The 19505-nt window shown below is 65.8% G+C and carries 19 protein-coding genes; 16 read left to right on the top strand and 3 right to left on the bottom strand.

From position 1 onward, the window contains the following. The first annotated feature begins 6 nt into the window (after window positions 1-6). The 5 genes from HW466_RS20610 (at window position 7) to HW466_RS20590 (ending at window position 5410) form a co-directional block, all read left to right on the top strand. On the top strand, window positions 7-1557 hold the full coding sequence (locus HW466_RS20610) for a sugar ABC transporter ATP-binding protein (protein WP_059950403.1): 1551 nt from the start codon (window positions 7-9) through the stop codon (window positions 1555-1557). Between the two features lie 30 nt (window positions 1558-1587). After that, complete coding sequence (locus tag HW466_RS20605) at window positions 1588-2625, top strand: ABC transporter permease (RefSeq protein ID WP_059447715.1); 1038 nt, start codon at window positions 1588-1590, stop codon at window positions 2623-2625. A gap of 76 nt (window positions 2626-2701) precedes the next feature. After that, window positions 2702-3643 carry an ABC transporter substrate-binding protein gene (locus HW466_RS20600; RefSeq protein ID WP_151006159.1) on the top strand — a complete coding sequence of 314 codons (942 nt, stop codon included), beginning with the start codon at window positions 2702-2704 and terminating at the stop codon, window positions 3641-3643. A gap of 43 nt (window positions 3644-3686) precedes the next feature. Further along, a complete protein-coding gene (locus HW466_RS20595; RefSeq protein ID WP_059808934.1) occupies window positions 3687-4577 on the top strand; it encodes an L-fucono-1,5-lactonase in 891 nt (296 codons plus the stop codon). 71 nt (window positions 4578-4648) lie between these two features. Further along, on the top strand, window positions 4649-5410 hold the full coding sequence (locus HW466_RS20590) for a FadR/GntR family transcriptional regulator (RefSeq protein WP_151006158.1): 762 nt from the start codon (window positions 4649-4651) through the stop codon (window positions 5408-5410). A gap of 10 nt (window positions 5411-5420) precedes the next feature. On the opposite strand, the gene HW466_RS20585 is transcribed toward HW466_RS20590, so the two are convergent. Beyond that, window positions 5421-6662 carry an NAD(P)/FAD-dependent oxidoreductase gene (locus HW466_RS20585; RefSeq protein ID WP_174905605.1) on the bottom strand — a complete coding sequence of 414 codons (1242 nt, stop codon included), beginning with the start codon at window positions 6660-6662 and terminating at the stop codon, window positions 5421-5423. A 152-nt stretch (window positions 6663-6814) separates the two neighbouring features. Here HW466_RS20585 and HW466_RS20580 point away from each other — a divergent pair, with 152 nt between their 5' ends. Then, a complete protein-coding gene (locus HW466_RS20580; protein WP_151007077.1) occupies window positions 6815-7048 on the top strand; it encodes a hypothetical protein in 234 nt (77 codons plus the stop codon). An 84-nt stretch (window positions 7049-7132) separates the two neighbouring features. Here HW466_RS20580 and HW466_RS20575 read toward each other — a convergent pair whose 3' ends face one another. Next, window positions 7133-7633 carry a hypothetical protein gene (locus HW466_RS20575; protein ID WP_174905606.1) on the bottom strand — a complete coding sequence of 167 codons (501 nt, stop codon included), beginning with the start codon at window positions 7631-7633 and terminating at the stop codon, window positions 7133-7135. Between HW466_RS20575 and HW466_RS20570 the strand changes: the two genes are divergently transcribed. The 8 genes from HW466_RS20570 to yfiB all read left to right on the top strand — a co-directional run bounded on the left by HW466_RS20570 (window position 7632) and on the right by yfiB (window position 16727). Further along, the gene (locus tag HW466_RS20570; protein ID WP_174905607.1) at window positions 7632-10478 is read left to right on the top strand and encodes a type VI secretion system Vgr family protein; all 2847 of its coding nucleotides are present in this window, start codon (window positions 7632-7634) and stop codon (window positions 10476-10478) included. The two genes, HW466_RS20575 and HW466_RS20570, sit on opposite strands and share 2 nt — an antisense overlap. After that, window positions 10453-11019, top strand: a complete 567-nt coding sequence (locus HW466_RS20565) for a hypothetical protein (RefSeq protein ID WP_151006888.1) — start codon at window positions 10453-10455, stop codon at window positions 11017-11019. Before HW466_RS20570 ends, HW466_RS20565 begins: the two co-directional genes overlap by 26 nt. 77 nt (window positions 11020-11096) lie before the next feature. Then, complete coding sequence (locus HW466_RS20560) at window positions 11097-11882, top strand: DUF1795 domain-containing protein (RefSeq protein ID WP_170296756.1); 786 nt, start codon at window positions 11097-11099, stop codon at window positions 11880-11882. Beyond that, the gene (locus HW466_RS20555) at window positions 11879-13180 is read left to right on the top strand and encodes a PAAR domain-containing protein (RefSeq protein WP_059504126.1); all 1302 of its coding nucleotides are present in this window, start codon (window positions 11879-11881) and stop codon (window positions 13178-13180) included. Before HW466_RS20560 ends, HW466_RS20555 begins: the two co-directional genes overlap by 4 nt. Before the next feature lie 33 nt (window positions 13181-13213). Then, entirely contained in the window at window positions 13214-13939 is a 726-nt protein-coding gene (locus HW466_RS20550; RefSeq protein ID WP_151004867.1) for an SMI1/KNR4 family protein, read from the top strand. A gap of 223 nt (window positions 13940-14162) precedes the next feature. Continuing rightward, entirely contained in the window at window positions 14163-14870 is a 708-nt protein-coding gene (gene yfiR, locus HW466_RS20545) for a regulatory sequestration protein YfiR (RefSeq protein WP_059769092.1), read from the top strand. Further along, complete coding sequence (gene dgcN / locus HW466_RS20540) at window positions 14867-16135, top strand: diguanylate cyclase DgcN/YfiN (protein WP_059868036.1); 1269 nt, start codon at window positions 14867-14869, stop codon at window positions 16133-16135. Before yfiR ends, dgcN begins: the two co-directional genes overlap by 4 nt. Window positions 16136-16217: 82 nt before the next feature. Further along, the gene (yfiB, locus tag HW466_RS20535; protein WP_059447702.1) at window positions 16218-16727 is read left to right on the top strand and encodes an outer membrane lipoprotein YfiB; all 510 of its coding nucleotides are present in this window, start codon (window positions 16218-16220) and stop codon (window positions 16725-16727) included. 142 nt (window positions 16728-16869) lie between these two features. On the opposite strand, the gene HW466_RS20530 is transcribed toward yfiB, so the two are convergent. Next, window positions 16870-17490, bottom strand: coding sequence for a hypothetical protein (locus tag HW466_RS20530; protein WP_151004865.1), 621 nt, complete (start codon window positions 17488-17490; stop codon window positions 16870-16872). Here HW466_RS20530 and HW466_RS20525 point away from each other — a divergent pair. After that, window positions 17482-17865, top strand: coding sequence for a hypothetical protein (locus tag HW466_RS20525; protein ID WP_170296672.1), 384 nt, complete (start codon window positions 17482-17484; stop codon window positions 17863-17865). The genes HW466_RS20530 and HW466_RS20525 overlap by 9 nt on opposite strands. Window positions 17866-18304: 439 nt before the next feature. Then, entirely contained in the window at window positions 18305-19423 is a 1119-nt protein-coding gene (locus HW466_RS20520; RefSeq protein WP_059447700.1) for a branched-chain amino acid ABC transporter substrate-binding protein, read from the top strand. Window positions 19424-19505: the final 82 nt, after the last annotated feature.

Here is a 19505-nt window from a genome sequence, read left to right as displayed (position 1 = left end):
CGAGCCATGCAACCCGATCCGAACCCGAGCGCCGCACCCGTCGCACCCGCCGCGCTGATCGAGCTGACCGGCATCGGCAAGCGCTTTCCGGGCGTGCAGGCGCTCGACGATTGCCGGTTCGACCTGCATGCCGGCGAAGTCCACGCGCTGATGGGCGAGAACGGTGCCGGCAAGTCGACGTTGATGAAGATTCTCGCCGGCGTTTATCAGAAGGACGAAGGCGAGATCCGGATGGACGGCCGCACGGTGGAGATCGACGATCCGCGCGCCGCGCAGGCGCTCGGCATCGGCATCATCCATCAGGAACTGAACCTGATGAACCACCTGAGCGTCGCGCAGAACATCTTCATCGGGCGAGAGCCGCGCGGCCGCTTCGGCGTGTTCGTCGACGAAGAAAAGCTCAACCGCGACGCGGCCGCCATCTTCGCGCGGATGCGGCTCGATCTCGATCCGCGCACGCAGGTCGGCCGGCTGACGGTCGCGAAGCAGCAGATGGTCGAGATCGCGAAGGCACTGTCGTTCGACTCGCGCGTGCTGATCATGGACGAACCGACCGCCGCGCTGAACGACGCGGAGATCGCCGAGCTGTTCCGCATCATCGGCGACCTGCGCGCGCACGGCGTCGGCATCGTCTACATCTCGCACAAGATGGACGAACTGCGCCGGATCGCCGATCGCGTGACGGTGATGCGCGACGGCAAGTACGTCGCGACCGTGCCGATGGCGGACACGTCGATGGACGCGATCATCGCGATGATGGTCGGCCGCCAGCTCGATACGGGATTCCGCACGCCGCCCGACACGTCGGCCAACGAGGTCGCGCTCGAAGTGCGCGGGCTGTCGCGCGGCCGCGCGATCCGCGACGTCGGCTTCACGGTGCGGCGCGGCGAGATTCTCGGCTTCGCGGGGCTGATGGGCGCGGGCCGCACCGAGGTCGCGCGCGCGGTGTTCGGCGCGGACCCGGTCGACGCGGGCGAGATTCGCGTGCACGGCAAGGCCGTGACGATCCGCACGCCGGCCGACGCGGTCGCGCACGGCATCGGCTACCTGTCGGAGGACCGCAAGCACTTCGGGCTCGCGGTCGGCATGGACGTGCAGAACAACATCGCGCTGTCGAGCATGCAGCGCTTCGTGCGCCGCGGCATGTTTCTCGATGCGCGCGGGATGCGCGACACCGCGCAGTCTTACGTGCGGCAGCTCGCGATCCGCACGCCGTCGGTCGCGCAGCCGGTACGCCTGCTGTCGGGCGGCAACCAGCAGAAGATCGTGATCGCGAAGTGGCTGCTGCGCGACTGCGACATCCTGTTCTTCGACGAGCCCACGCGCGGCATCGACGTCGGCGCGAAAAGCGAGATTTACAAGCTGCTCGACGCGCTCGCCGCCGACGGCAAGGCGATCGTGATGATCTCGTCGGAGTTGCCCGAGGTGCTGCGCATGAGCCACCGGATTCTCGTGATGTGCGAAGGGCGCGTGACCGGCGAGCTGCGCGCGGCCGACGCCACGCAGGAAAAGATCATGCAGCTCGCGACGCAGCGCGAGTCGACCGTATTGTCCTGATTCGGACGCCGATCCATACGCCTACCGACCATGTCCAACGATACGCATCCCGTTCCGCCCCTCGCTTCCGGCGACACGCCGGCCGCCGCATCGAGCCTGCGGTCGCGCTTCTTCAATCCGGCCGCGCGGCAGAAGCTGCTCGCGTTCGCGAGCCTCGTGCTGCTGATCGTGTTCTTCAGCTTCGCGTCGTCGAACTTCCTCGAAGTCGACAACCTCGTCGCGATCCTGCAGGCCACCGCCGTGAACGGCGTGCTGGCGGTCGCATGTACGTACGTGATCATCACGTCGGGCATCGACCTGTCGGTCGGCACGCTGATGACGTTCTGCGCGGTGATGGCCGGCGTCGTCCTGACGAACTGGGGGATGCCGCTGCCGCTCGGGATCCTGGCCGCGCTGTGCTTCGGCGCGCTGTCGGGCAGCGTATCGGGCTTCGTGATCGCGAAGATGAAGGTGCCGCCGTTCATCGCGACGCTCGGAATGATGATGTTGCTCAAGGGACTGTCGCTCGTGATCTCGGGCACGCGGCCGATCTACTTCAACGACACGCCCGGCTTCACGTCGATCGCGCAGGATTCGCTGATCGGCAGCCTGGTGCCCGCGCTGCCGATCCCGAACGCGGTGCTGATCCTGTTCCTCGTCGCGGTCGGCGCGTCGATCGTGCTGAACCGGACCATCTTCGGCCGCTACACGTTCGCGCTCGGCAGCAACGAGGAGGCGCTGCGGCTGTCCGGCGTGAACGTCGACGCATGGAAGATCGCCGTCTACACGTTCAGCGGCGCGGTGTGCGGGATCGCGGGGCTGCTGATCGCATCGCGGCTGAATTCCGCGCAGCCCGCGCTCGGGCAAGGCTACGAGCTCGACGCGATCGCGGCCGTCGTGATCGGCGGCACGTCGCTGTCGGGCGGCGCGGGCAGCATCGTCGGCACCATCATCGGCGCGTTCATCATGAGCGTGCTGACCAACGGCCTGCGCATCATGTCGGTCGCGCAGGAATGGCAGACGGTCGTGACGGGCGTGATCATCATCCTCGCCGTCTACGTGGACATCCTGCGCCGGCGTCGCCGCTGACGAACGCACGAACGCACATGCGCTTCACCGCCGGCCGGGCCGGCATTTCAGTCGATACCAACCAAGGAGACGCGAAGTGATCAGGAGCAAGGTGTTGAACGCGATCGTCGGGCTGACGTTCGCCGTCGGCGTCACGGCCGGCGCGCACGCGCAGGAAGCCTATATTCCGCTGATTTCGAAGGGCTTCCAGCATCAGTTCTGGCAGGCCGTGAAGGCGGGCGCGATGCAGGCCGCGAAGGACTACAAGGTGAAGGTGACGTTCGAAGGCCCCGAAACCGAGGCGATGGTCGACAAGCAGATCGACATGCTGTCCGCCGCGATCGCGAAGAAGCCGGCGGCGCTCGGCTTCGCGGCGCTCGACAGCAAGGCCGCGCTGCCGCTCCTGAAGAAGGCGCAGGCCGAGAAGATCCCGGTCATCGCGTTCGACTCGGGCGTCGACAGCGACATTCCGGTGACGACGGCCGCGACCAACAACAAGGCCGCCGCCGCGCTCGCCGCCGACAAGCTCGCCGCGCTGATCGGCGACGAGGGCGAGGTGGCCGTGGTCGCGCACGACCAGACGAGCCGCACCGGCATCGACCGCCGCGACGGTTTTCTCGAACGGATGAAAGCGGCGCACCCGAAGGTGCAGGTCGTGACCGTGCAGTACGGCGAAGGCGACCAGCTGAAGTCGACCGAGGTGACGAAGTCGATCCTGCAGGCGTATCCGAAGCTCAAGGGCCTGTTCGGCACCAACGAGGGCTCGGCGATCGGCGTGGTGAACGGTGTGCGCGAGATGAAGCGCAAGGTCGTGATCGTCGGCTACGATTCCGGCAAGCAACAGAAGGACGCGATCCGCAACGGGCTGATGGCCGGCGCGATCACGCAGAACCCGGTCGGCATCGGCTACAAGACGGTCGAGGCGGCCGTGAAGGCGACCAAGGGCGAGAGGCTGCCGAAGGTCATCGATACCGGTTTCTACTGGTATGACAAGACCAACATCGACGACCCGAAGATCACGGCGGTGTTGTACGACTGAGCGTCGCAAAACGCGACGCACGACGATGAAACACGAGGGCACCATGGGCGCAGTGCGTATCGATTCCCACCAGCATTTCTGGCGTTACCGCGCGGCCGACTATCCGTGGATCGGCCCGGGGATGAGCGTGCTCGCCCGCGACTACCTGCCCGACGCGCTGTGGCCGCAGATGCATGCGCAGGCGCTCGGTGCGTCGATCGCGGTGCAGGCGCGTGCCGGACGCGACGAGACGGCATTCCTGCTCGATCTAGCCCGCAACGACGCGCGTATCGCGGCGGTGGTCGGCTGGGAGGATCTCGGTGCGCCGGCGCTTGCCGAGCGCGTCGCCGAATGGGGTAGCCCGAAGCTGCGCGGCTTTCGCCACCAGCTGCAGGACGAAGCCGACGTCGGCGCGTTCGTCGCGGATCCCGCGTTCAATCGCGGCGTCGAATGGTTGCAGGCGAACGGTTACGTGTACGACGTGCTCGTGTTCGAACGTCAGTTGCCCGACGTGCGCGCGTTCTGCGCGCGGCACGATGCGCACTGGCTCGTGCTCGATCATGCGGGCAAGCCGGCGCTCGCGGCGTTCGATCGCGACGACACCGCGCTCGCACGCTGGCGGGCCCGGTTGCGCGAACTGGGTGCGCTGCCGCATGTCGTGTGCAAGCTGTCCGGGCTCGTGACGGAGACGGATTGGCGGCGCGGCCTGCGCGGGCAGGACATTCGCCACATCGAGCAATGCCTCGATGCGGCGCTCGATGCGTTCGGCCCGCAGCGGCTGATGTTCGGATCGGACTGGCCCGTATGCCTGCTCGCGGCATCGTACGACGAAGTCGCGTCGCTGATCGAGCGCTGGGCGGAGGCGCGGTTGTCGGCGGCCGAGCGCGATGCGTTGTGGGGCGGCACGGCCGCGCGGTGCTACGCGGTGCCGGGCGATACGAAGCCCGGCATATAGAATAGGCGCGAGCGGCCTGATGCTGCATTCGTCAGACCGTCCGCAACGCAACCGCTTATCCGTATCGACGTATGTCCATCCAGCCGATTCAGAACCGCCGCCTCTACCAGCAGATCGCCGACAAGCTCAGCGCGATGATCGAGTCAGGCGATTTCCCGCCGGGCAGTTATTTGCCACCCGAGCGCGAACTGGCCGAGCAGTTCGGCGTGTCGCGCACATCGGTGCGCGAGGCGCTGATCGCGCTCGAGGTGAACGGTCTCGTCAGCGTGCGCGTCGGCGACGGCGTGAAGGTGCGGCAACCCGAAGCGGCCAGCGCGCCGGAATCGCGAATCGGCACGACGGTCGCGCCGTTCTCGATCGTCGAGATCGATCCGGAGCTGGGCATCGCGATCGACCTCGATACCGAAATCCCGCCGTTCGCGCTGCTGCAGGCGCGCCGATTGATCGAGCCGGAAGCCGCGTCGCTCGCCGCCAAACACGGCTCGGACGCGCAGATCGAAGGGATTCACGCGGCGTTCCTGCGCAACCAGGAAGACAACCGCAGCGGCTCGCTCACGCATCCGGGCGACCGGCTGTTCCATATCCGTATCGCGGAAGCGAGCGACAACCCCGCTTATGCGCTGATGATCAAGCAACTGCTCGCGCACAAGTACGACCTGATGTTCCAGCGGCTGCAGTCGCTGTACATGCCGAACGACATGCCGCATCGGTCCGAGCTCGAACACCGCGCGATCCTCGATGCAATCCGCGCGCGCGACCCGGAGGCCGCGCGCCGCGCGATGGCCGAGCATCTCGACGAAGTGATCCGGATCTTCGGTCGCGCGCTCGACTGAGTGCGCCGAGTCAGAACCGGTCGGCGCGGTAAGGCGCCGGATCGGTGAACGGCGTTTCGCCGGTCATCATCTCGGCCAGCAGGCGGCCGGAGACGGGCCCGAGCGTCAGCCCGTGATGGTTGTGCCCGAACGAGAACCATAGCCCGCGATGCGCGGGCGCGGGGCCGATCACCGGCCGCATGTCCGGCGTGCACGGGCGGAAGCCGAGCCACGGATGCGGGTCGAGCCGTTCGCCGAAGCCGAACACCGGGCACGCGATGCGTTCCGCGCGATCGAGCTGCACGCCGGTTGGCGGCACGCCGCGGCGCGCGATCTCGACGCCGGTGGTCAGCCGCAATCCGCGCCGCATCGGCGCGATCACGTAGCCGTATTCGCGATCGACGATCGGCGCCGACGGCGTGCCGCGCGCGGACGGCGCGTAGTGCATGTGATAGCCGCGCTTCTCGCGCAGCGGAATCTTGTAGCCGAACTTGCCGAACACCGTGTCGGACCACGGGCCGAGCGCGACGACCACGGCCGGCGCGGCGACCTCGCCTTCGTCGGTGGCGACCTGCCAGCCGGGCGACAGTGCGTCGAGGCTCGCGGCGTCGCCGGTGAGCAGCGTGCCGCCGCCTTGCACGAACAGTTGCGCATAGCTTTTGACGAGCGCGGACGGATCGACGACGCTTTTCGGATCGAGCCAGTGCAGCGCACCGCAGAAGCCCGCCGCGAGGCTCGGCTCCCGTGCGCGAAGCGTAGCGGCGTCGAGCGGCGTGATGCCGAGCCCGTGGCGGCGCGCGGTGAGTCCGGCATCGGCGACCGCGCGTTCGAACGCGGCCGGCGTGCGGAACGCTTCCATCCAGCCGCTGGCGCGCACCAGCTCCCCGGCGCCGGCGCGCGCGATCAGCGCGTCGTGCTCGACGATGCAGCGCTCGATCAGCGGCAGCATGTCGCGCGACGCCGCCGCATGGCGCAGCGGCGCCGATTCCCACCAGAAACGCGCAAGCCAAGGCGCGAATGCGGGCAGCGACGCGCTGTGCCAGTAGAGATCGGTGGAGCGGTTGAGCGCGTAGCGCATCAGCGTGAACGGGCTGCGCGGGAACGGATACGGTTCGATCGACGAGCGTTCGATCAGCCCCGCATTGCCGAAGCTCGTGCCTTCGCCGGGCGCGCCGCGATCGACGAGGGCGACCTTGCGGCCGCGATCCTGCAGGTGCAGCGCGGCGGAGACGCCGATGATGCCCGCGCCTAGAACGATGACGTCGAAGTCCATGGAGGATGCCGAGATGCAATGGTTGGGCGAAGAGGGCCGCGTTTCGTTTTGACGCGAATGCGGTTCGGAACCCAAGGATACCTCCGCCGGGCGCGGGCGACGCAACGATCGTCAGTCGCACACGACACGTACGGTGCGCGCCGGCGCGCAGCGTGAAGGCCGGCGGTGCGGGCAAATTGAATTTCAGGGCATCGCTGGATTACCCGACATATTCGGCGGAGAAAATCGGATCGTGCGTTTCCAGGGAGAAGAATTCATCGCCGGCGCATGCAGTCGATGCCATGCGCCGCGATTTTGACTTTCTCGTGATTTCGGAAATCACGGATGCGCTGGTGCGATGCTCATGGGTCGCGAGTTTTCTGAATCGCTGGCGCGCGATCATTTGAGCGTTCGGAAAATTATGCCGTGCCGCATTGCGGAAACGTCAAAATTACGCGTCGTGAAAACACGGAAATATTCGAGTGGGAAGCTTAATTGAAAGTATGGACGGGTGTGAGTCGTGCCGTTATGATGGCGCCGCTTGTCTGGAGAGACAGATAATCTCCGCCACAAAAGAGACATATATCGAGCGGGAAATATCGGTTTGCTCCGATGCCGTTGTATTGGCGAATGCTGTTTCGAAGATCGCGGAAAAATTCGAAGAAACATATCCCGGCGAACGTCAGTTTCGAAATGATCATTTCGGATCGACATGCAGTGCAGTAAAACCGCGCCGCATGCGTCGCGGTAACCAGAAATAAGAAAGCGAGAGGGCCCATGAAAGAGATGCCAGGAAGCGTCGGGGTAGCCGAATCCGCGGGATCGTCTCCGCTTGCCGGCGCGCTGACATCCGGCGCGATGCAAATGGCGTCGGCGGCGAATCCCGTGGTCGGCAAGATCGCGCCGACCGCGTCGGCCGTCATGCAGGCGCTGGCCGCCGGCGGCAATCCGGCCCAGATTGCGGCGTCGATGGCCGCCCCGGCGGCAGGCATGCTGAATCCGCTCGCCGGGCAACTCGCTTCCGGCGCGATGTCCGGCATGGGCGCGGCGCTTGCCTCGCCGTCGCCGATGGCCGCCGCCGCGCCGCCCGACGATCACCCGCTGTCCGGGCAACCGCTTTCCGACCTGGCCTCCGAGCCGCAATTCTTCATGCCGGGCCAGGCGCCCGGCCCGTCCGCCGCCGCGGCATCGGCGTTGCCGTTCAGCGAGACGACCCGTCTGCTTCGATTCCAGTCGTCGCTGACCGGCTCCCGCGCGCTGTCGATCGCGGCGATCAAGGGCGGCGAAGCGCTGTCGCAGATGCCGAGCTACACGCTGGATCTGATCACGCAAAATCCGTCGATCGATCTGAAGGACGTGCTGAATCAGGCGGTCGCCGTCAATATCATGCTGCGGGACGGATCGGAGCGGCAGATCCACGGCTATCTGGTGCGGTTCGGGTTCGAACGCAACGACGGCGGCATCGCGCATTACCGCGGCGAGCTGGTGCCGTGGCTGTGGTATCTCGGCAAGCGGGTCAACAGTCGCATCTATCAGCAGGTCACGGTGCTCGACGTGTTGCGCAAGGTTTTCGCCGATTACGGCGCGCTGGTCGATTACCAGACGCACATCAAGCAGGAACTGAAGTCCGAGGATTACGTCGTCCAGTTCCAGGAGAGCGACCTGAATTTCGTCAGCCGGCTGCTCGAGCGGCACGGGCTGTTCTACTACTTCGAATATCGGCAGGACGGTCACACGCTCGTGATCGCCGACGACTCGACGTCGTGTCCCGATCAGGCGCACGATCCCGTCGTCACCTACAACGCGGCGAGCGGCGTGCAGCAGGCCGACCGGCTGACCGCGCTGTCGGCCAGCCGGGAAACCCAGCCGGGCGTGGTCGCGCTGCATACCTTCGACTACAAGCACCCGAAGAGCCGGCCATACGTCGAGTTGCCGACGCTGGCCGACCAGGGCAACGCGCCGAAGCTCGAGGTATACGACGGTAATTCCGCATTCGCGTACAAGGACGCCAGCGAGGGCGAGGCGGAAGCCAAGCGCCGGCTCGAAGTGTACGAGTGGCAGGCCAAGGTGTTCCGGGGCGAATCGGGATGCCGCGGGCTCACCGTCGGCCGCAAGTTCAGGATCGACGGGCACTTCTGGTTCGATCCGGCCAAGCAGGACGACAACGAATTCCTCGTCGTCGGCCTCGAGATCGACGCCAAGAACAATTTCGACGATGCGTCGACGCAACCCGGCAGTTTCCGCAGCACGCTCACGCTGATCCGCAGCAAGATTCCGTATCGTCCGGTGCGGCAGCATGAGAAGCCGATCATGCCCGGACCGCAGAGCGCGATCGTGGTCGGCCCGAAGGGGCAGGAAATCCATACGGACGGGATGGGCCGCATCAAGGTCCAGTTTCCGTGGGACCGCTACGGCAAGAACGACCACGAGAGTTCCTGCTGGATCCGCGTGTCGCAGCCGTGGGCGGGACGCGGCTGGGGAACCGTCGCGATTCCGCGCGTAAACCAGGAAGTCATCGTCGACTTCCTGAACGGCGACCCGGATCGGCCGATCATCGTCGGCCGCATGTTCAACGCCGAGCAGACGCCGCCGTATGCGTTACCCGACGGCGCGCACCAGATGGGCTTCCACAGCAATTCCACGCCGGGCGGAGGCGGGTTCTGCGAGATCGTGATCCACGACAGGAAGGGCGACGAACTGGTCAATATCCATAGTCAGAAGGATATGGCCACGACCGTCCAGAACAATCACGTGACGGTCGTAAACGGCCCGAACCAGACGAATATCGTCTCGCAGGGCCAGCACGCGAACATCGTGCGCAAGGCGATTTCCGTGCAGTCGCAGGACGAGCACATTCAGCACACCGCAAAGACGGCCGTGATCCTGCATGCGCAGGAACAGCACATGGCGCTCAAGGCGAAGGGCCCCGTGCAGATCGAATCCGATACCGAGCACGTGCATGTGAAGGGCTCGCAATCGATCATCCTCGAATGCGGAAAGGCGAAGATCACGCTGTCGGCAGACGGACAGATCGTGATCGACGGCACGCGCGTCGTCGTGCTCGGTTCGCAAAGCGTCGACCTGAATCCCGACGGTGCGACCGGGCCGGCATCGCCGCCGCTCGTGCCCGTCACCGACCCGAGCACGCCGGCGCCCGATCTCGCGGCGCCGGTGGCCGGAGGAGGCGGCGGTGGCGGCGGTGGTGGTGCCGCGGCGGCTGCGCCCCGTCATGGGAAGAAGCACGGAAAGGCCGCGGGGAAGAAGGCCGTGACGACCGGGCTGGGCCCCGGTGTCGACCAGCTCGCCGCGAAATCGCCTACGCTCGAACATGACATCGCGAAACTGCAGAAGGACGGCTGGCACATCGAGTATGGCCCCGCGAACAAGGGCTCGTCCACGAACAAGAGCGGACAACCGCCGACGATCGTGATCGACGGCGCCGACCGCGAGAATCCGAAGGCCGTGGTCCAGGGGCTCGCGCATGAAACCGGCCACGCGCTGTATCAGGGCACGCCGGACTATTCATCCAGAACCAGCTACGTCAATAGCGAACTGGCGGATGAAGGCGCGGCCACGATGAACAACATCAAGGTGCAGCGGGAAATTCTCGCGCACGGCGGCCCGAACATCAGTATCGCCGGCAATCCGGACAATGCGCCGGCCTACAACGCAGCGTACAACCGGTTCCTGCATGACGGCGACGCAAGCGCGGCGCGCGCCGCGATCGGGCATGTCTACGGCACCGGAGAATATGCGTCCGTGCCGGTCAACGGCCAGTATGTCAATTATCAAACCTACTACGGAAGCTGGTATGACCGTAACTACCCGTCCCACTAAGCGCGGCCGTGGCGCGGCGATCGTCGCACCGCTGTTGCTCGCACTGTCGCTGGGCGTGACGCCGGCCTGTTCGGAGGGATCGAAGAAGATGCACACAACTGTTCAACTCAGTCTCTGGCAATTGATCGACCAGCTCGGTGCCCAACAGCCGATCCGGCGCGAGCCCGTCGAGCACCTGCTTCACACGACGCTCGCCCGTACCGAATCGAGCAACGATTACTTCACGTTCTGGAGCAACGGCGACGGGGCCCCGATCGCGCTCGACGACGGCACGCGGATCGAGCGAATCGTGCTGCGGACGAGCAACGAAGGCGACGCGCGCGGGGCGCTCACGTTGACGCTGTCCGGCCGTTGCATCCGCCGCGACGACGTGAAGGGGCGTTTTGCCGGGATGCGCATCGCCGGCGCGCCGTCGGGCCGCTCGCCGAACGAGGAAACGACATTCCGCTCGGAGACCGCATGGGGCGAACTCGTGTTCGGGTTCGCGGAGCGCAACCCCGATTGCCTGTCGAGCGTCGGCTTCGGCGAGAAGACGAAGTAACGCGCCGCCGGGACGCATGCGTCCGGATCAACGAAAGGAAGAACGGAATGGCGGTTTATCGATTGCACGAGGGGTGCATGGTCTTGCCCGATGGCTGGCGAGACCAGACCATGAACGTGTTCCACTTGCCCGACGCGTCCGGCCGCAAGGACGTGGCGTTCGTGGTCACGCGCGACTACGACACGCCGCTCGACGATGTGGGCGCATACGCGGATGCGCAGCAGACGGCATTCAAGCGCCAGTTTCCCGCATACAAGCCGCTCGCGCGCGAGCCCGTCACGATCGACGGGCGTCCCGGCCTCATGCTCGACTATCAATGGCGCAGCGACAAGACGCTGCTGCGGCAACGACAGGCAATGGTCAGGCTCGACGATGCGATGCTGGTGTTCACGCTCAATGCGCGTGTCGAGGATTTCGAGCGGCACATTCCCGCATGGACGGCGATCCTGTCGTCGTTCGTCGTGATGCCGCCCGCGCCGGACGACGGCGATGTGCAGGCCGCGCCGAGCGAAGTCCTGCCGCACGTGTTCGCGCTGTCGGCGAAGACGCGCGTGCTGCGCGTCTATCCGGATCTTCGCGCGGCATGCGAGCGCATCAGCGCGCGCGAAGTCGAAAGTCACGACTGGGTGTTTTTCGCAAGCGACGGTTCGCCGCTCGCGCCGACGATCGTACAGCGTAGCCGTCACGGGCTGTTCAAGGCGGACGGTCGCTACGAGCTGCGTCCCGATCCCGGCTATTCGGGGCTCGAATTGCGGCGCCGTCTCAACGCGGTGACTGCCGTGGAAGGCGTGCCGCCGCTGCTGACGATGCAGGACATCGAAGCGCATCTGCGGCTGCAGCGCGCGGACGGCGCGTCGTCATGAGCGGTGCCGAGGCGGCCCTGCGCGCCGCCCGCATGGGCGACGAGATCGCGCATGGCTTCGGCCTGCTCGGGATGATCGCCGGCGCCGTGGTCGGCGCGGTCGTCGCCGCCGCCATCGTGACGGCGACCGCGGCCACGGGCGGTCTCGCGCTCGTCGCGATCGTCGGCGGCTGCGTGGCGGGCGGCGGCCTCGCCGGCGGCGCGCTCGTGCGCGGCATACAGAAGGCGGCCAACATATCCGGTCCAACCACCGGCATGCTTCATCGCGGATCGTCGAACGTCACGGTCAACAGTCGTACCGCGCTGCGCGCCGGCGTCGATTTTGCCGACGAATGCAACGGCCTGCCGTTCAATCACTTCCCCAAGCCGAAACTGCTCGTGGCGCAGGGCTCGCGGACCGTGACCGTCAACGGCAAGCCGATGGCACGTCTTTCGATGAAGATGGAGTGCGGTGCCGTCATCAAGACCGCGAGCGACAACGTGACGGTCGGCGGAGAGACCGTCACCGTCGTCGCCATCCACGATACCGAGGCGATGGTCGAGACGGCCCTCGAGGTGCTCGGCTTCGTTGCGCTTGGCGCGGCCGGCCTGGGCGCGCTCGCGGCAGGCGCCGGTGCCACCGCGCTGTTCGCTGGGACGGTGATCGGCGCCAACGTCGGCCTGAATGCGCTGCATTCATGGGGCGAATCGCTGGGTCCCGGCTACGGCGACATCATGGTCGGCGTGGCGGGGTTCGCGTTGCTCGGGCTGGGGGCGAAGGGTGCCGATACCGAAGCCGCGAAGAACGCCGTCGATGTGTTGAACCGGACCAAGGTGGAAATCGAGCCGAACACGCTCGGCTCGAACGGCGGCAACATTCGGGTCACGACCAAGGGCGTGCCGCGCACGCTCTACGAGCAGTTGCGGTCCAAGACGCCGAGTTCGAAGATCCAGAAGATGGTCAACGAGAATTTCGAGCCGGGCATGGACGATCCCGCGCTGCCGGGCCTCAAGATCGACAAGCCGTTGCATGCGGATCACATCGTGTCGATGAAGGAGATCACCGAGATGCCCGGGTTCAAGGATCTGTCCTTCGACAACCAGGTCAAGGTGCTCAACAACCCGGACAATTTCGTGGGTCTCAGCGAGACCGCCAATACGTCGAAGGGATCGAAGTCCTATGCCGATTGGACTGAATACAAGAAGGGCGGCATCAAGGTGGACGAAGGGTTCCGACAGAAGATGATGCAGCGCGAAGCCGACAACCGGACGCTGCTGCAGCAGCAGATCAACGAGTTGCTCGGCACTCAGCCGAAGTAGAATTCCCGATGACGAATTCAATGGTGACTGGCAATGATTGAGCTATCCGCGAAGACTTACACCGCCGAACTGCAGCGCTTCCGGTTGCGAGGGCAGGTCTGGCTCGCGTCGAACGAAATTCCCGCCGACGTCCAGGTGCCGACCGCGTGGCGCGCGCTGCTCGATACGCCCGACGCCGCGCTCGGAAACTGGCTCGCGAAGATGTGGGCAGGCGTCATCGGCCGCCTGCCCGCGGTCGAGACGTTCTTCGCCGAGAAGCTGCGTCGACCTGCCGTGTTCCAGAAGGAAAACGGTGACCTGTGCCTGCTCTATCCGTACACGGTCGAAGGCGACGACCTGAACTTCTTCATCGGCCATCCGCAGCTCGGTGATCTCGTGTCGGACGACATGTCGCTGTGGCGTGCGCTGCCTGACGATCTGCGCAGCTTCTATCAGTTCACGCACAACGGCTGGACGTTCTTTCCCGCCAACTCGATGGGACCGATGCCGATCGGCGACCAGACCGCGCTGACGGCCAAGCTCGACCTGACACCCGACGAGACGCGCAAGCTCGGCGTGAACCCCGATCTCGTATGGACGATATTTCAGAACGGCAGCGGCGACTATCTTTGCCTGGATCTGCGCGACAGTGCCGGCGACGGCAGCGCGGCAGGACGTCTCTGGTGGCACGAGAATCCGACCGAACTCGAGCCGGTGGATTTCTGGGCCGTCATGAATGCGTGGTTCGAGATATTCGTCGAGGAAGCCGACAAGCGGTGATCCGACACGCGCGGCGCACGAGGATGCCGCATGCAGGCCCACGCGCATCGTCGCGCACGGCATCGTTTCCGCGTACCTTATGACGTTACTGTCGGGTGTTTCCCACTGGTTCGGGATGCAGATTTTTACCTAAGATGGAAGCATTCGTGCGCGCGATACGGTGCCTGCGCGCGCATGGCAGGCAGGAGGCAGCGCGGGAACGACTGCGGCAGATGTTTCCATCATGGATGCGAGTGTGTGCGCGGCGGCCGCGAATCATGCGGCCGCACCGACGCCAGTGGGCGCGGCGGCAATCGCCGCACGGACGGCGTCCGGCCGAACAGGCCGAGTCACCCGATTGCGCCACGCGTTCATCGCAATCGTTTGCGTTCTGAGCGTTGTTCCCGCGGTGCTTGCCGGCGCGCCTGCCGATGCCGACGCACCGAACGAAACGGTGCAGCTCGCCGCCACCACGACACCCGCCGGTCCTGCCAGTCCCGCCTTTTCGTCACACGACTCCGCCGTGCGCCAGGTCGTGCTCGGCATCGTCAGTTTCACGCGCTGGCCGACGACGCCCGTTCGGCTGCATCTGTGCGTGACGGGCCGGCCCGACTACGCGGGCGAGTTGACCGACACGATGCAGGCAGGCTCGACCGTGCTCGACGTGCAGCGCATTCGTGTGGACGATCCCGCGCTCGGCCTCGCGTGCGACGTCGTGTATCTCGGCGCGCTCGGAACCGATGAGCGAAAGCGGGTGAGAGCCGCGCTGGCCGGCCATCCGGTGCTGACCATCGGCGAGCACGATCCGTCATGCACCGCGGGCAGCATGTTCTGTCTCACGGTCGAGGGCGAACACGTCACGTTCGACATCAATCTCGATGCCGTCGCGCGCAGCGGCGTGCGCGTGCATCCGAACGTGCTCAATCTTGCGCGGCGGACGCTGACGCCATGACACGCTCTGCGCCGTCCGTTTCGCCTACGCGCGTGCCGCGCCCGACGCTGCAAAGCGTGTTGCGCCGCGCGCATTTGCGTCTCGCGTTCGTCGCGGTCGCGATGGCCGCCGTGTTGCTGATCGTCGTCGCGGTGATTGCGTTGCGCGCGTATGCCGGCAACAACCTGAACCTGCTGGCGCGCTCGCTCGGTTACACGGTCGAGGCCGCGCTCGTGTTCGGCGACCGCGTCGCGGCGAACGAGGCGATCGCGACGATCGCCAACGACGAGGACGTCGCGCAGGTGGTGGTCACCGATGGCCGGGGCCAGTTGTTCGCGACGTGGAAACTGCCCGTCGAAGGGCGCATCGCCAGGCTCGAGCGCGGGGTCGCCGCACTGGCGCTGCCCGGGCCCGTGAGCGCACCGGTGATGCACGACGGCATCGTCATCGGCCACGTCATCGTGCGCGGCCGCGGGCATCAATTCTTCGGATTCCTGCTTGGCAGCATCGGCGGCATTCTCGGTGGCCTGGCCGTCAGCGTGCTCGGCGCGTACGTCAGCTCGAAGCGCTTGCTGCGCAACATCGTTGCGCCGCTGCGCGCGCTGGCCGGCGTCGCGCATGCGGTGCGGCGCGAGCGTGCGTTCGCGCGGCGCGTCGAGCCGGTGGCGATTGCCGAACTGAACGAGCTCGGCGACGACTTCAACGCGTTGCTCGACGAGTTCGAAGACTGGCAGAACACGCTGCGCGACGAAAACGCGTCGCTCGAACACAAGGCGACGCACGACGCGCTCACGGGGCTGCCCAACCGCATGCAGTTCGAGTCGCGGCTGTCGCTTGCGCTTTGCGATGCCGTGGTGACGGGGCAGCGGGTCGCCATCCTGTATCTCGACTGCGATCGCTTCAAGGAAATCAACGACGGCCTTGGCCACGATGCGGGCGACGCGGTGCTGATCGGTGTCGCGGCGCGGTTGCGCACGCAGGTGCGCGAGACCGATCTCGTCGCCCGGCTGGGCGGCGACGAATTCGCGGTGATGCTGACGGCCGTGCGCGATACCGACAGCGTGTGCCGGATCGCCGACGAGATTCTGTCCGGCATGGAGCCGTCGATCGAGTTGCCCGACGGACGCATGGTGGCCACCATGATGAGTGCCGGTATTGCGCTGTATCCCGATCATGCGTCCGACGCGGGCGGCTTGCTGCGCGCGGCGGATGCCGCGATGTACCGCGCCAAGCGTGCGCGCCCGGGGTCGTGGCAGGTGGCGGAGGGCGTGGCGGGACGGGTTTGATGTCTATCGTTTCGCGCCGTGTGCGAGGCCGCGGCGGCGGGATAATAAGCGCGCGAAGCGAGCGCGTACGAAGGGGACGATCATGGATCACGCGTTGCCTGTGAGCATTGGGAGGATGTGCGTCGCGAGCGCGGTGCTTCTATGCCTGCTGCTTGGCGGGTGCAAGACGCCGCCGCTTCATCGGGGACTGACGCAGACCCAGGTCACGGCACTGAAGTCGGCCGGATTTCAGGAGACCGAACAAGGGTTCGAGTTCGGGTCGACAGGACCGATTCTGTTCGATTTCGACCGGTACAACCTCAAGCCGGATGTCAGGCGGATCGTCGAGCGAATCGGCAGGACGTTGAGGTCGGCGGGCATCAATGGCGTGCGGGTTTACGGATACTCCGACGAGGAAGGGGAGGCTGCCTACGATCTCGAGTTGTCCCGGCGGCGGGCGGAGGTGGTGGCGATCGAGCTCGTGGATGTCGGGCTCGACGGGAAGCGCATCGCGGTGGTGGGGAAGGGCAAGAGCGATCCGGTGGGCGACAACCGGACGCCGGCCGGGCGGGCGCAGAATCGGCGGGCGGCGATTGTGGTTTCGCCGAGGTGACGGGCGCTCGCGCGATGTCGGCGTTCGGCGCTGCACGCGGCGACGGACCATCGGGAGCGGAACGGCAAGCCGCCGCAGGACGCGGATGCACTCGGCGAGATTGCACAGCCTGCAGTGTGAGGCCGTTGCCGGCCGCCCTGCATCACCAGGCAATATTGCAAGACGAGCGCGACGCTCCAGCACCGCCGGTCACCGTGCAGTTCGAACCCGCGCCGTTGTCATAGAACTTCCGCGTCTCTGGCTGCGGCACTGACGGATCGTACGGATTTGGCGCACCGTGCGGACCGCGCGCGGTATCGAAAGGCCGCATGGGCGCATACGAATGCCTGCCGCCAGGCGCGTGTGATCCGTTGGCCCTCAGATAATCGGTCCAGTTCTGCGCGCGCTGTTCGTATCGGGGCAGCGCGCGACCGAGGCTGTCGCTGCCGCCCGCGCCGAGCGCAACGCGATTCGAAGGCCATGCAGGATCGCCTGCTCCGTGTTCAACCGAAGGCTGGGGCTCGAGCGTATCGCCCGAGACGCGCAACGGCCGCGTATCCGGCGTATCGAACGGGCTACGTTCAACCGGAGGTGCATATTTCTCCCGCTGCGTCGGCAGCGCCGCGCGCGCACCATTGCTGACCACCGCCCGACGTTCCGAACGAAACGCATTGGCGCTCCCGGAACGATCGACCAGCGAATCGCGGCCCGCAGCGTCGGCAACAGAAACGGAAAGCGCACACGCAAGCGCTGCGGCGGAGGAAAGACGGAGAGGATGATTCATCGGGATCCGAACCAGGTGACGTGCAACGAGAAAAAACGGCAGATCACTGGCTGGCGGCTCGGCGGACGTGTGGGCGTCGAAGCGGCCCTGAAGCGGCTGCGAATCGCGGAGTGTGCGACTCGCGGTAAGGCTGGCTGGATTGCTGAAGCGAGTTCGCATTATTTCACAAAAATAACGAACAGCTTTCACACATCGGCGCGACGTCGGCAAACAGAAGGATTGACTGCGCCGATGCAGCACCAGGCCTCGATATACGCGGGCGCAATCGTCAGCCGATTGATCCTGGACGATCCGGCCCCAAGCATCCGAAAAAGCATGCCGCGCGCAACAGCGAGATCGCCGAAACCCAAACCCCTCAAGGCATCTCCCCGCTAACCCGCCCAAAATCGCAACCGAATTGCACCTTCCGCAAACGTTCTCCGCCCGCCACAGTTGCTCCCGGATCGCCACCCGTCGCGCGCCAAGTTTCTCCGTGTTTTCCCTCATGGAGGCGGCATTTTTGACAGACGATTTAAAAACACCCATATAATTTCGACTGCCTTGCCAACGGCTGTCGGACCATCCCTCCGAACGAGCAGTTGGCAAGCGGGGCAGGCGAAACGCTTGCGCAATGCAAGACGCATCACGATGTCTTTCCGAACCAGACGTCCCCCTTGGGGGACTGCAAGAGCCGGGCCCCGCTACGCAACATCCCTCCGCAGGTCCGTCTTCATGTGTCTCGGGCGTGTCCCATGTCCTCGCCCCGGGTGCTGTTCGATTGCGCAAGTCATGCCGCCTTTGCCCGTATGACTAAACAACATCGAGGAGCTCCCAGATGACGCTGTCCCGTCTTACGTCCATTTCCGTCGCCGCCGTGCTGTTCGCCGCCGGCGCCGCCGCCGCGCAAGCGGAAACCGTGAAGATCGCCATCGCTGGTCCGATGAGCGGCTCGGTCGCCCAGTACGGCGACATGGTCAAGGCCGGCGCGCTGACCGCGATCGAACAGATCAACGCGGCCGGCGGTGCGGGCGGCAACAAGTTCGAAGTCGTGCAGATGGACGACGCATGCGAACCGAAGCAGGCCGTCGCCGTCGCGAACAAGATCGTCAGCCAGAAGATCAAGTACGTGATCGGCCACGTGTGCTCGGGTTCGACGATTCCCGCATCCGACATCTACGAAAACGAAGGCATCGTGATGGTCACGCCGTCGGCCACCGCGCCGCAGCTGACGGAAGGCAAGAAGCGCCACTTCATCTTCCGCACGATCGGCCGTGACGACCAGCAAGGCCCGGCCGCCGCGCACTACATCATCAACAATGTGAAGCCGAAGAAGGTCGCGGTCCTGCACGACAAGCAGTCGTACGGCCAGGGCATCGCGTCGTCGGTGAAGAAGGACCTCGAAGCCGCGAAGATCCCGGTCGTGCTGTTCGAAGGCATCAACGCCGGCGATTCGGACTACTCGGCGATCATCACGAAGCTGAAGTCGCAAGGCGTCGATTTCGTCTACTTCGGCGGCTATCACCCGGAAATGGGCCTGCTGATGCGCCAGGCGCGCGAGCAGGGCGTGAAGGCCACGTTCATGGGCCCTGAAGGCGTGGGCAACAAGGACGTGACGGCGATCGCCGGCCCGGCTTCGGAAGGCATGCTGGTCACGCTGCCGGCCGACTTCTCGGCCGACCCGGCCAACGCGGCGCTCGTGAAGGCATTCGCGGACAAGAAGCGCGACCCGAACGGCCCGTTCCAGATGCCGGCGTACGCAGCGGTGAAGATCATTGCCGACGCGATCGCGGGCGCGAAGACGACCGACCCGACGAAGGTCGCCGCGTACATGCACAAGACGACGTTCGACACGCCGATCGGCAAGGTCGCGTATGACGCACAGGGCGACCTGAAGGCGTTCAAGTTCGTCGTCTACACGTGGCACAAGGACGCGACGAAGACCGCCGCCAAGTAACAACGGAGTATCCGCCCGCGCGCCCGCCCTGTCCGAGACCCGGACGGGGCGGGCGCGCATTGGCCGGGCAGTGGCGAGTATT

The sequence above is a fragment of the Burkholderia territorii genome, from assembly GCF_902833055.1.
GTDB classification, from domain to species: domain Bacteria; phylum Pseudomonadota; class Gammaproteobacteria; order Burkholderiales; family Burkholderiaceae; genus Burkholderia; species Burkholderia territorii.
This window is presented reverse-complemented; position numbering and strand designations above follow the sequence as displayed.

What these genes read in the sequence shown, in the direction of transcription:
- HW466_RS20610 (WP_059950403.1), top strand. Translation starts at nt 7, where the DNA reads ATGCAACCCGATCCGAACCCGAGCGCCGCACCCGTCGCACCCGCCGCG.
- HW466_RS20605 (WP_059447715.1), top strand. Translation starts at nt 1,588, where the DNA reads ATGTCCAACGATACGCATCCCGTTCCGCCCCTCGCTTCCGGCGACACG.
- HW466_RS20595 (WP_059808934.1), top strand. Translation starts at nt 3,687, where the DNA reads ATGGGCGCAGTGCGTATCGATTCCCACCAGCATTTCTGGCGTTACCGC.
- HW466_RS20590 (WP_151006158.1), top strand. Translation starts at nt 4,649, where the DNA reads ATGTCCATCCAGCCGATTCAGAACCGCCGCCTCTACCAGCAGATCGCC.
- HW466_RS20585 (WP_174905605.1), bottom strand. Translation starts at nt 6,662, where the DNA reads ATGGACTTCGACGTCATCGTTCTAGGCGCGGGCATCATCGGCGTCTCC.
- HW466_RS20570 (WP_174905607.1), top strand. Translation starts at nt 7,632, where the DNA reads ATGCTGAATCCGCTCGCCGGGCAACTCGCTTCCGGCGCGATGTCCGGC.
- HW466_RS20575 (WP_174905606.1), bottom strand. Translation starts at nt 7,633, where the DNA reads ATGCCTGCCGCCGGGGCGGCCATCGACGCCGCAATCTGGGCCGGATTG.
- HW466_RS20565 (WP_151006888.1), top strand. Translation starts at nt 10,453, where the DNA reads ATGACCGTAACTACCCGTCCCACTAAGCGCGGCCGTGGCGCGGCGATC.
- HW466_RS20560 (WP_170296756.1), top strand. Translation starts at nt 11,097, where the DNA reads ATGGTCTTGCCCGATGGCTGGCGAGACCAGACCATGAACGTGTTCCAC.
- HW466_RS20555 (WP_059504126.1), top strand. Translation starts at nt 11,879, where the DNA reads ATGAGCGGTGCCGAGGCGGCCCTGCGCGCCGCCCGCATGGGCGACGAG.
- HW466_RS20550 (WP_151004867.1), top strand. Translation starts at nt 13,214, where the DNA reads ATGATTGAGCTATCCGCGAAGACTTACACCGCCGAACTGCAGCGCTTC.
- yfiR (WP_059769092.1), top strand. Translation starts at nt 14,163, where the DNA reads ATGGATGCGAGTGTGTGCGCGGCGGCCGCGAATCATGCGGCCGCACCG.
- dgcN (WP_059868036.1), top strand. Translation starts at nt 14,867, where the DNA reads ATGACACGCTCTGCGCCGTCCGTTTCGCCTACGCGCGTGCCGCGCCCG.
- yfiB (WP_059447702.1), top strand. Translation starts at nt 16,218, where the DNA reads ATGGATCACGCGTTGCCTGTGAGCATTGGGAGGATGTGCGTCGCGAGC.
- HW466_RS20525 (WP_170296672.1), top strand. Translation starts at nt 17,482, where the DNA reads ATGATTCATCGGGATCCGAACCAGGTGACGTGCAACGAGAAAAAACGG.
- HW466_RS20530 (WP_151004865.1), bottom strand. Translation starts at nt 17,490, where the DNA reads ATGAATCATCCTCTCCGTCTTTCCTCCGCCGCAGCGCTTGCGTGTGCG.
- HW466_RS20520 (WP_059447700.1), top strand. Translation starts at nt 18,305, where the DNA reads ATGACGCTGTCCCGTCTTACGTCCATTTCCGTCGCCGCCGTGCTGTTC.